This is a genomic window from Periweissella beninensis (genome assembly GCF_016908275.1).
GTDB classification, from domain to species: Bacteria; Bacillota; Bacilli; order Lactobacillales; family Lactobacillaceae; genus Periweissella; species Periweissella beninensis.
The window spans coordinates 24,296-34,681 of sequence record NZ_JAFBDN010000014.1 but is presented as its reverse complement, the minus strand read 5'-3'; the positions used below and the strand labels follow the sequence as shown (position 1 = coordinate 34,681).

The following is a 10,386-nucleotide window of genomic DNA, read 5'->3' as shown; positions in this document are numbered from 1 at the left end:
TGGTGGTGGGTTATCTCTTTTTTTACACTTTTTTTAAAAAATGCAAGAAAAAAAGATACCGATTAACATGACGACGTCATGTCTATCAGTACCAAGAAGTGTAGACCCATAAGCTCTTTTTTGCGTTAGTTTTAGGTTCCTAGTAGTCTTTACTTAGTCTAAGCCGTTATCGATTGTTAATATTAATTAATGACAACCTGATAAACATCTGTATAAATGGCATCTTGTAGTTCTAGCCAATACTGAGGATTAAGCTCTTCACCAGTTGCTTGCTTTAAAATTTCTTGTGGTGTTTTAGATGCACCATATTGCCAAACATGTTCTTTACGCCAATCGAAAATTGCTTGATAATCACCACTAGCATACACTTGATCAAAATCAATAGTTTTTTGCATAGTATGGTAAAATTGAGCAGCATATAAATGCCCTAATGCATAACTAGGGAAATAACCAAAATCACCACCGGCCCAATGGATATCTTGTAAAATACCCACCAAATCATTTTCTGGTAATATGCCTAAATATTCTTGGTATTTTGCATTCCACAGTGCTGGTAAATCCTTGACATTGAAATCGTCATTAAAGATTGCTTTTTCAATTTCATATCGAATTATGATATGTAATGGATACGTTAGCGGATCTGCTTCAGTTCTAATTAAAGTTGGCTTCGTTGTCATCCAAGCCCGATACCACTCATTAAAACTAACATCTGCGAACGTATCGTTAGTAACTGTATTCAACGTTGTAAATTCATTTTGCCAATAGCTTTTAGAACGACCAATTATAATTTCATTAAATAATGATTGTGACTCATGAATACTCATCGCCATGTCTTTCGCAAACGGCGTGTAATCAAACTTAGCTGCGATATTTTGTTCAAATAAACCATGACCCGCTTCATGTAAAACACCAAGTACTGCCATTTGATAGTCATTCGTCGCCCATCGAGTTGTAATTCTAGCATCATTACGATTCATAGCTGTCATGAACGGATGAATTGTATCATCAAGGCGCCCTTTGCTGAGCTTGTAGCCTAATTTCTGTGCTAAAGTTAATGCTAATTCACGTTGTTGCGCAATTGGTACCTCACGATGCATGATGCGATCATCAGGTTTTTGCCCATAACTTAATTTATTTTGAATTTTTTGTAATCCAGTTTTTACTTCATTAAAAATCACATCTAATTTTGCAACTGTCAAGCCTGGTTCAAATTGATCTAATAAAACATCATAGGATGTTTTTGCTTGATTTTGAGGATCCCATAATTTTATAAATTTTTTCTTATATTCGATAATCTTTTTTAAGTACGGCGCATAAATTGCATAGTCATTATTTTGACGTGCCTTAGCCCAAGCATCCTGTGCTTTAGAAGTTAATCGTTGATATTCCATAAAGTCTTCATTTGGAATATTAGTGTTTAACTTAACCTTTTTACTTTCATGTGCAACTAATTGATTACCTAATTTTGATAATATGGTTGGATTTTGCCTAAAATAATTTAACATATCAGTCATTTTAGGTCCGGTCATTAGCTCAAAGCTTTTGCCTCCTAAATAACTTAGTAATTCAGCTCTAAAATCACTACTATCTGTTGGCATTCCCGTTAGAGCATCCCATCCCAGTAGTGCTTGATTTTCCTCTAACAATGAAATTTCTTTAAGTAACGCCAATAAATCTTCTTCTACATATTTAACCAATTGCTTACTCCTCTATAAAATTAGTTTTTTTTAATTTTAACGCTTTTTTCTAATATACCAAATTGTTATTCTTCTGCCAATCCTTGATTAGTTCATTACCATAATAAATCAGGCCTAGGCTTTAGCTAGCTTAATCATTGTCCAAACATGATAAAAAAACCAAAAGGTATTGTTAAAATTAATTTTTTAACAATACCTTTTGGCTATGTACTTTAATAATTATCAAATTGTTGTTAATAATACTACTTAATTAGTAAATTCATCGGCTATCACGGTGCTCCCTGCAATCCGACCGAATGTAAAAATATCAGTTAATGAGTTCCCACCTAAGCGATTACCAGCATGGATTCCTCCCGCTACTTCACCAGCTGCATACAATCCAGGAATTATCTGATTATTAGCATCTAGGACATGGGTTTTAGCATCAATTTTTAATCCGCCCATCGTATGGTGGACCGCCGGTTTTTGTGGTGTCGCATAAAATGGCGCTGTTAAGCCTTTTAAATCAAACGCATCTTTACCAAACTCTGGATCATATCTTTGATCCACATATTGATTATATTTAGTGATTGTTTCAGTCAGCACATTAGGATCCATCCCCAACTGCTGTGCTAAATCAATCAAAGTATCTGCTCGAAACAAGGTCCCGTCAGCAACCTGCTTATCGATTTTTGCTTGATTAGTATTATAGGCTGTTTTCCTAATCTCTTCATCAGCAATTAGATAAAACAACTCCCCATTAGCAATAGCTGCTTTTGTTAATTCATCCCGACTACCATACTCATTAACAAAACGACGCCCTTTTGTATTAACCATAATAAAGTTTTGCGGTAGTACTTGTAAGCCACTAAACAATGCCCCTGTAAAGGCAATCAATAATAAAATAAAAGTTATTAGTCGTATTGCATATGGTTTCAAAAATTTTGAAAACTTCAGAGAGCGTATTTTAATTATCTTTAAAAATTCATATTTTGCGCTAAATTACAAAAAAGCAACTAATTCAAATTATGAATTAGTTGCTTAATAAATTAATTTAATTATTTAGTCTATCAGTACCATTTGACAAAGAGCCTATTTCTTGATAGCAAGGTACCGTACCAAAACCACTAATTTAAAAACTATTTATTTTTTAAGGTTTCAACGTCACGCGCAATCATTAATTCTTCGTTAGTTGGAATCATCAAAGCTTTAACGGCTGAATCACTAGTTGAAATCTCAATTTCACTACCACGTTTTTCGTTTTGTTTCTCATCTAACTTAATGCCAAAATAGCCTAGCTTATCAATAATCATTTTTCTTAATGGCACTGAATTTTCACCAATACCAGCTGTAAATACAATTGCATCGATGCCACCCATTTCAGCAACATATTGACCAATATATTTAACAACACGATTCACAAAAATATCGATAGCTAACTTGGCATGATCATTTGTATCAATTACGTCTAATAAGTCCCGCATATCTGAAGAAATACTTGAGATACCTAATAAGCCTGATTTACCATTAAGAATTTTTAACATTTCGGCATTACTTAATTTTTCATGTTCTTGAATATAGTAAATCAACGATGGATCAACATCCCCTGAACGTGTTGCCATTGTAATCCCAGCTAATGGAGTAAAGCCCATTGATGTATCAAAGGATTTACCATCTTTGATAGCTGTAATTGAAGCTCCTGCCCCAAGGTGCAATGTGATTAATTTTAAATCAGTTAATGGCTTATCTAACATAACGGCAGCACGTTCAGCTACATACCGGTGTGAAGTTCCATGGGCCCCATATTTACGGGCGCCATAGCGAGTGTAGTATTGGTATGGCAAACTATACAAATAATTTTCTTTTGGCATCGTTTGATGGAACGCAGTATCAAATACAGCAACCGAAATAGCATTTGGCAATAACTTTTGGAAAACACGAATACCCATTGCATTAGCTGGATTGTGCAACGGTGCATACTCCGCTAACCGATCAATCTTTTCTAACACATTCTCAGTTACCACAACTGATTGATTAAACCATTCACCACCAGCAACAACCCGGTGGCCTACTCCTGTAATTTCGTTAAAATCAGTAATAATATGCAAATCAAGTAAGCTTTGCAATAATTTATTAATTCCAATTTCATGGTTGTCAATGTCTTCAATTGTTTCAAATTTTTGACCATCACCATATTTAATAGTCACAATTGAATCCTTCAATCCAATCCGTTCAATTTGTCCCTTTGCGATTACTTGTTCTGCTGGCATTTCAAGAAGTTGAAACTTCAATGATGATGATCCAGCATTAACTGCCATTGTTTTTGCCATTATGTGGCTCCTTTTCTTCTCTTAATTTAATTGTTTGGCCCATTCATCAAGGTCATTGAAAAAACTTTTTAACGCATGCGTATCTTTTAAGGCTGGTAACTGGCCAATTAATACTTCTTTTGCTTGCTGTGCGAGCCCACCTTGTTTTTGTAAAATCAATACTGCTTTTTGAGCATTACTGTTTTTAAATACTGAATCTGGTAATTTTAGGAATCCTTGCAGATATGTTTTTGCGGTTATTAATCTCAACATATCCTTTGCTTGGTTTCCTTCTAATAAATTACTTGGTACAACATATATTGCAAAGCCGCCTTCAACTACAGCATCAATACTAGCACTAATTAAATTTTGATCGACTTGATCACTCTTTTGATTATGCACTAACGGTAAATCACTAATAACGGCATCGGCTGTTGGTAAATTTCCCTGTGTTGCATCATCATTGAATAAATTAACTGGAATTTGTTGTAAGTCAAAACTGATACCAGCCATTGCTAATAATGTATCATCAATGTCCATACCATATAATTCTTGTGGCTGCTTATTTTGTTGTCTTAAAAAGGCATTAACAGCTCCCAACAAATTACCTGTTCCAACAGTTACATCAAAAAGCCGATTAATTGGCTTTTTATTTAATTTATTTAATAAATAACCAATAATTAGCCCAATCATATCAGGTGTTAACTGATGGTTAGCCTGTAATTTATCGATTTTTGCTGCTCTTAATAGTGCCAATCCAATTGCCTTACGAATGGTTTCACTTTCTAAAGAACTTATCATTACTCCTGCAAATAATTGTTGGAGTCGTTTAACTACAGCTTGACTAGGTTTACCATCTTCAACCTGAATTGTCCCACTCAATAAATCTTGCGTCACTTCAATTAACGCATCAAAATAAGCAGTGTCTAGTTCATCAATTAAAAGTTGGCTTGCTTGATCAAGCACCTTATAAAGTGTTTCAACTTTATCCTGTGTCAGAATTCACCCCTCCAATACTCATTATTTTTATAGTAATTCATATTATTACATATGCTAGTTTAACATATTCACAAACTACATTCTATGTTTCATCAAACTAGATTAGCTAAAATCTATCTTTTATTAACTTCTAACAAGCGATTTTTGAATCTCATTTTACTTGCTCACTTTTTGTCACAAGCAAAAGATAACGCTTACATTTTTTGGTAATCTAATTGCTTGATTTATCGCTTGTTGTCTTGTCAGTTTAGGAGTAATCTTATTTAATGCAATTGTTACATTTTCAATCATAAAAGGAGTTTTAAATAATTAAGATGAATAAAAAATTTTTTACTTCCGAAAATTTTACTTTAGTTATTTCAACGCTTATCTTAGGCTTATTAGTTGGCCTAAGTTCTGTAATGTTAAGTATGTTTTTGGAACTTATTGAACATCTTTTTTTAAATTTCAACGAAACTGTTCTTAATCCTAGCCCCATTAGCACCCAACCATTCCGTCGGTTAATTTCTGTTATCCTTGGTGGGACAATCTCTGGACTTATTTGGTATTTTCTTAGAAAACATAGTCAAGGCCCTATTGCCATTAATGCGGCTTTAAAAGGTAAACAGATGCCATTTTGGCCAATGTTAATTCATACTTTTACCCAAATTTTTTACGTCGGTACTGGTGGTTCAGTTGGTCGTGAACTCGCCCCCAGAGAAGCTGGTGCAATGCTTGCTAGTCAATGGGACAAGTTACTTGAAAAAACCAACCTAACCACGTTAAGTCCAACAAATAAGCAATTATTAATTGCTAGTGCAGCTGGCGCTGGCTTTGCCGGTGTATATATTGCCCCCATTACTGGCATGTTCTTTGCTGTTGAAATTCTGTTAAAAGATGTCTCCGTTAAAAATATTAGTGTTAGTCTGGGTATGTCCACAATTGCAATGCTAGTAGGGGCTACTTATAAAGGTTTTACCCCCTACTATGCCATACCTACCAATAAATTTTCTCTGACTATCTTACCGATCATTTTGATAATTGCTCCACTGTGTGGTTTTTTAGGTGGCTTATTTCGAAAGTCCTTTAAATGGGCTGAAAAAAAGCAAACCCATAATCTAAATATTGTCTGGCAATTACCTCTAATTAGCCTCATTACTGGTATTATTTCTATGCGCTTACCACAAATTATGGGTAATGGACGAGCCTTAGCGCAACTAGCAATTAGTGCTTCGTCACGTACCATGTTTACTCTTCTATTAATTGGTGCTATCCTAAAAGCACTAGTTACTGTATTTACAATTAAAGCTGGTGCAGCTGGTGGGACTTTGACACCTTCCATATCAATTGGTGCTGTTGTGGGCGGCTTGATTACAGCCGTTTCTGCTAACTCACTACCACAAGGGGCGCTTATTGGTGCCGTTAGCTTGTTAGCAGCTTCACAACAAGCTCCTTTAATGGCCTTATTTATGATTTTTGAAGTTGTTCATCTTAATTATTCCGCTCTTTTACCATTGGGACTGGCGGTTAGCTTAGCAATTGGTACTTCTCAAATTGTCCTTAATTATCATAAATGACGTTTGTACTAGCATATCTGACACTTAAAAAACATGTTTAATTAATAAAATGGATTACTAACTAAATTTATTTTTAGCCGGAAAGTGCCATTAACTAATTAAGCATGTTTTTTGGTATAGTTAACCCGTCCTCAAGCAACTTAATGCTACAAACAAATAACTTGTGCTTATTCTTGTTTATCGAGTATCTTTAATTTTTGCTTATTTTTAGCAATTTTTTTTTGGTAACTTTTAATAACTTTATTATAGATTACCATTTGTTGCTCATAGATTTTGAGCTGCCAAACTTGAACTGATCCTAATAACATTAGAAAACTTAAAGTTGCTAACAAAATGAAGGCTGGCTGCTTACTCTTTTTTATTTTTGATTGCCAATATTGCATTACGGTGCTCTCCCGAAATAAATACAACGTTAATTTGTATATTATTCTTTATTTTTTTGAATTTTACCGTTTCTACATTGTAAATAAATGGCATATACCCACCATCAACACCACTCATATACAATGTATGTGTTTTTTTGGTTAATTTTAAAATATATTCCTTAGCTTCACCATTTTCCTTGTTTTGCCGCCATAATCCTAATTGTGTCTTGTCGGCGGCTAACTTTTGCCAATAAAATGGATTTTGGTCAGTTTCAATATTATGGAGAAATTGAATCCAAGAATACATCGCTGGTTTATTAGTAATTAATGAATCTTTGACTAGAAGCACCCCCATCTGGAGTAATCCAGTTATTAAGCCTAAAATTAGCAGACCTGTCAGTGCTTCAACTAAACTAAACGCGTTTTGTCTTTTCATAAAAAGCTTCAATAGCTTGATCACTGGCTTCTTTTTCCAATCTAATTTTTTCCACAACTCTTTCCTTATCGCGTAATTGCCTTGTTAATTGTCCTTGATTAGTCGCAAACCACCCAAAGCTAACCATGCATATCGTCAAGGCAATCATTCCATCAGCGATGATAAACCCCGGCTGGTTCCGGTGTGATTTTATATGTTCCCCAATTAAAGCCCCAACTAATTTCATAATGAACTCCTTGTTGCGTTATTAAAATTACTTTCGTTGGCTGAATAACTCCTTGATTACTGACAATAACTGATTTAGTCTTCTTGACATTACATATTATTGAACGTGGATATGGTAATGATCTTACAATTTTGCCATTTTGCCAAACTAACAATTCATGCTGATAAAATCTAAAATCTAAGTAATCATCACTATCCCACGTTGCCATTTGTGCTTGTCGCCACGTTAAATCTAAAGCTTGCCAAAATCGACTTTCTGCTCGTTGTTGTGCGTAATCAACTTGATAATAGCCAAATAACATTAAGCCACTCACAATTGTCAATACTAATACTGCTTCTATTAACGTAAATCCTTTATACATCACGCTTGGCAATATTATTTTCAATAATTATTCCTACCTTTTCCGCTCTTTTTATTTGCTCTACCGTTAGATATTTAGCATTTTTTAACGTTTCAAAAGAAACTTTAGGTTCTTCTTTATTATCATTATCTGACTCTTCATTTAAATATAAGTCGACTTGCGTTTGGACTACCGAACGCATTGCTTTTGCCTGCCGATTATCAGCATCCTTTCTGATTGCTGCAATATTAGGTAAAATCACTAACATTAATAATCCTAATATCAATAGTACAATTGTCATTTCCAATAAGGTAAAACCTGCTTGTGTTTTATTCAAACTTTTTTTTAATGATTCTTTCATCCTAAATTCTCCATCATTTTATACATCGGTAATAACATCGCAGCATAAACTCCAACAATACTGCTTGCAATTATTACAAAAAAAATTGGTTGAATCATGGCCAAACTTCTTTCGTAACCTTGTAATAAGCGTTTCAAACAAATTTCACTATATGCTTGTAAGTCATCGGCAAGGGCTGCTTTCGTTTTACCTCGCACGAAAAATAAACTTAATTCATTTGGTAAAAAAGCCTTTTTTGTAATATACGTTGGAAAATCATATCCTTGTTCAAGGAAAACACGTAATTGCATCCCCAATTCAAAATACCACGTATTTTTTGGCATTTGAGCATAAAGCATGCTAATTTGTTGTAATGATTGTCCACTTTTTAGTAATAGACTTAAACTAAAACTAAGCTCATAACCAATCTGATGCCATAAAAATTTTTTAATACCCGGAATATGTGCGAGTATTGTTAATTTCTGTAAGGATGTTTTTTTCTTTAACACTAACAATGCTCCTAGCATAATTAATAAACAAAGTATTAAACCACCCCAGATTATTAATTTATTAACCATAATCATTTTTGTATCAGTGTTAGCAACGACACTGGTGTTCCAACTTGTTAACTGTGGTAAAAATAATTGCTTTAACGTAATACTAATTACAACTAACATACCTAGTAACAATAATGGATACTGTAATAATCGTTTTAACTGCTTAACGTTTTTTAATCGTTGTTGCAAAGTAGTTGCAATTGCCGTAATCGCTGGAATTAAGTCACCATGAGTTTCCGCAATTTGCAATTGACAACTAACATTTTGATTTACTAATGTGTGCGTTGCCGTTGCAAAATTTTGACCACGCTCAATATTTGTAATAATTACTTGAATGACTTTAGCCTGTTGTGGTTTAACTTGTTGAATAAACCTTAAAGCTGTTCCTAATTTAAACCCTACACTTAATAAATCTGCTAACAGTTCAAAAAATTCAACTTGTTGAACTTTACTAAACTTTGCGATATGTTTGGAAGGTCGTAGCGGATATTTTTTCTTGTTGATAAGCTTCATTTAACATCTCATCCCATCTATTCGTATTAGTGTCTAGCCAAATTTGTTTATTTAGTAATTGTTCTTGTAATGCCTGTAGTTCTCCTGATTTATGTGGAATTAATTCTTGATAGACAATACTATTAATGGTGGCCTTTAAATAGTATTTTTCAATGCCAAGATCAATTAAACGCGGAATCACACCCTGGGCTGATCGCGCATGAATCGTTGTTAGCACCGTATGCCCACTTAAGGCTGCCTGTATCACTGCTTTGGCAGTCTGATTATCGCGAATTTCACCTATAATAAATACATCTGGTCGATGCCGTAACCCAACTTTAATTAAATCCAAATACTCCATATTTGCGAGTGAATTAACCTGTAGTTGTAAAAATTTGGGAGCATAAATTTCAACTGGATCTTCGATTGTTAAAATCATTTGATTATAATTAGCCAATTCATCTGCTAACCGATACATCGTCGAAGTTTTACCCGCACCCATTGGCCCTGCAAAAATATGAATACCTGTTTTTTTAATATTACTTAAAAGTTGCTGATATTGGGTTGGAAATAAATAACCATTTTTTAAGTCAGTAAACGCATATATTAACCGGCAAACTAACGATTCTTGTTGTTGATAATTACCAACTGATGAGACACGCATAAAACAATTCTTCGTTATACAAAATTGTCCACTTTGCGGTCTACGCATATCAGCTATATCCATGTTTGCTTTATATTTAATATATATATGTAGCTGCTTTGCTTCTAATATTGATAAAGTTGCGTAGCGTTGATTTTGTATCTTTTGCTTAAATATCACATGATATGCATTGGCTTCACTAGGCAGTATATAAATATCACTAACCTTATCTTTGGTCGCTAATACAATCATTTCATTAAAAAAATCTTGGACATTAATCATTACTATCATTTTCCCAATCACTCGTCAGTGTTATTCCGGCCGTAGTAATACCATACGAGTTTATTAAACTAATTTACGCAACCCTTTTATATTTTTTATACTCGATTGTTTAGCTTACGACCAAAACCCACTTTTTTAAAACCCACTTTTTCGTACATATCCCCC

Annotated in this window: 11 protein-coding genes and 2 pseudogenes; 2 read left to right on the top strand and 11 right to left on the bottom strand. The window is 34.0% G+C overall.

The genetic code is table 11. The annotated features are described in order from the left end of the window. Positions 1-182 precede the first annotated feature (182 nt). Positions 183-1,697, bottom strand: coding sequence for a carboxypeptidase M32 (locus JOC59_RS06250; RefSeq protein WP_205143940.1), 1,515 nt, complete (start codon positions 1,695-1,697; stop codon positions 183-185). Positions 1,698-1,943: 246 nt separating this feature from the next. Then, positions 1,944-2,561: pseudogene (locus tag JOC59_RS06245) on the bottom strand (FAD-dependent oxidoreductase); the annotation flags it as partial. Here JOC59_RS06245 and JOC59_RS09340 point away from each other — a divergent pair. After that, positions 2,542-2,721 (top strand): annotated as a pseudogene (locus JOC59_RS09340) (transposase); the annotation flags it as partial. The pseudogenes JOC59_RS06245 and JOC59_RS09340 overlap by 20 nt on opposite strands. Before the next feature lie 94 nt (positions 2,722-2,815). Here the strand turns inward: JOC59_RS09340 and JOC59_RS06235 are convergent. Beyond that, positions 2,816-4,006 (bottom strand): acetate/propionate family kinase, encoded by a 1,191-nt coding sequence (locus JOC59_RS06235; protein ID WP_205143939.1) that lies wholly within the window; start codon positions 4,004-4,006, stop codon positions 2,816-2,818. Between the two features lie 21 nt (positions 4,007-4,027). Continuing rightward, positions 4,028-4,984, bottom strand: coding sequence for a class I SAM-dependent methyltransferase (locus JOC59_RS06230; RefSeq protein ID WP_338090193.1), 957 nt, complete (start codon positions 4,982-4,984; stop codon positions 4,028-4,030). 314 nt (positions 4,985-5,298) lie between these two features. Here JOC59_RS06230 and JOC59_RS06225 point away from each other — a divergent pair, with 314 nt between their 5' ends. Beyond that, entirely contained in the window at positions 5,299-6,540 is a 1,242-nt protein-coding gene (locus JOC59_RS06225; protein ID WP_205143937.1) for a chloride channel protein, read from the top strand. Between the two features lie 167 nt (positions 6,541-6,707). Here JOC59_RS06225 and JOC59_RS06220 read toward each other — a convergent pair whose 3' ends face one another. Genes JOC59_RS06220 through comGA form a run of 7 tightly spaced genes read right to left on the bottom strand, consistent with a single transcriptional unit; the run spans position 6,708 to position 10,230 of the window. Next, positions 6,708-6,923, bottom strand: a complete 216-nt coding sequence (locus JOC59_RS06220) for a hypothetical protein (RefSeq protein ID WP_205143936.1) — start codon at positions 6,921-6,923, stop codon at positions 6,708-6,710. Beyond that, positions 6,889-7,341, bottom strand: coding sequence for a competence type IV pilus minor pilin ComGF (locus tag JOC59_RS06215; RefSeq protein ID WP_205143935.1), 453 nt, complete (start codon positions 7,339-7,341; stop codon positions 6,889-6,891). Before JOC59_RS06215 ends, JOC59_RS06220 begins: the two co-directional genes overlap by 35 nt. Continuing rightward, positions 7,319-7,468 (bottom strand): hypothetical protein, encoded by a 150-nt coding sequence (locus tag JOC59_RS06210; protein ID WP_205143934.1) that lies wholly within the window; start codon positions 7,466-7,468, stop codon positions 7,319-7,321. The genes JOC59_RS06215 and JOC59_RS06210 overlap by 23 nt, the downstream gene beginning before the upstream one ends. A 25-nt stretch (positions 7,469-7,493) precedes the next feature. Continuing rightward, positions 7,494-7,952 (bottom strand): type II secretion system protein, encoded by a 459-nt coding sequence (locus tag JOC59_RS06205; protein WP_205143933.1) that lies wholly within the window; start codon positions 7,950-7,952, stop codon positions 7,494-7,496. Then, positions 7,921-8,268 carry a prepilin-type N-terminal cleavage/methylation domain-containing protein gene (locus tag JOC59_RS06200; protein WP_205143932.1) on the bottom strand — a complete coding sequence of 116 codons (348 nt, stop codon included), beginning with the start codon at positions 8,266-8,268 and terminating at the stop codon, positions 7,921-7,923. The genes JOC59_RS06205 and JOC59_RS06200 overlap by 32 nt, the downstream gene beginning before the upstream one ends. Then, on the bottom strand, positions 8,265-9,317 hold the full coding sequence (comGB, locus tag JOC59_RS06195; RefSeq protein WP_205143931.1) for a competence type IV pilus assembly protein ComGB: 1,053 nt from the start codon (positions 9,315-9,317) through the stop codon (positions 8,265-8,267). Before comGB ends, JOC59_RS06200 begins: the two co-directional genes overlap by 4 nt. Then, positions 9,256-10,230 (bottom strand): competence type IV pilus ATPase ComGA, encoded by a 975-nt coding sequence (comGA, locus tag JOC59_RS06190; protein ID WP_205143930.1) that lies wholly within the window; start codon positions 10,228-10,230, stop codon positions 9,256-9,258. The genes comGB and comGA overlap by 62 nt, the downstream gene beginning before the upstream one ends. Between the last annotated feature and the right edge of the window lie 156 nt (positions 10,231-10,386).

What these genes read in the sequence shown, in the direction of transcription:
- JOC59_RS06235 (WP_205143939.1), bottom strand. Translation starts at nt 4,006, where the DNA reads ATGGCAAAAACAATGGCAGTTAATGCTGGATCATCATCATTGAAGTTT.
- JOC59_RS06225 (WP_205143937.1), top strand. Translation starts at nt 5,299, where the DNA reads ATGAATAAAAAATTTTTTACTTCCGAAAATTTTACTTTAGTTATTTCA.
- JOC59_RS06220 (WP_205143936.1), bottom strand. Translation starts at nt 6,923, where the DNA reads ATGCAATATTGGCAATCAAAAATAAAAAAGAGTAAGCAGCCAGCCTTC.
- JOC59_RS06215 (WP_205143935.1), bottom strand. Translation starts at nt 7,341, where the DNA reads ATGAAAAGACAAAACGCGTTTAGTTTAGTTGAAGCACTGACAGGTCTG.
- JOC59_RS06210 (WP_205143934.1), bottom strand. Translation starts at nt 7,468, where the DNA reads ATGGTTAGCTTTGGGTGGTTTGCGACTAATCAAGGACAATTAACAAGG.
- JOC59_RS06200 (WP_205143932.1), bottom strand. Translation starts at nt 8,268, where the DNA reads ATGAAAGAATCATTAAAAAAAAGTTTGAATAAAACACAAGCAGGTTTT.
- comGB (WP_205143931.1), bottom strand. Translation starts at nt 9,317, where the DNA reads ATGAAGCTTATCAACAAGAAAAAATATCCGCTACGACCTTCCAAACAT.
- comGA (WP_205143930.1), bottom strand. Translation starts at nt 10,230, where the DNA reads ATGATAGTAATGATTAATGTCCAAGATTTTTTTAATGAAATGATTGTA.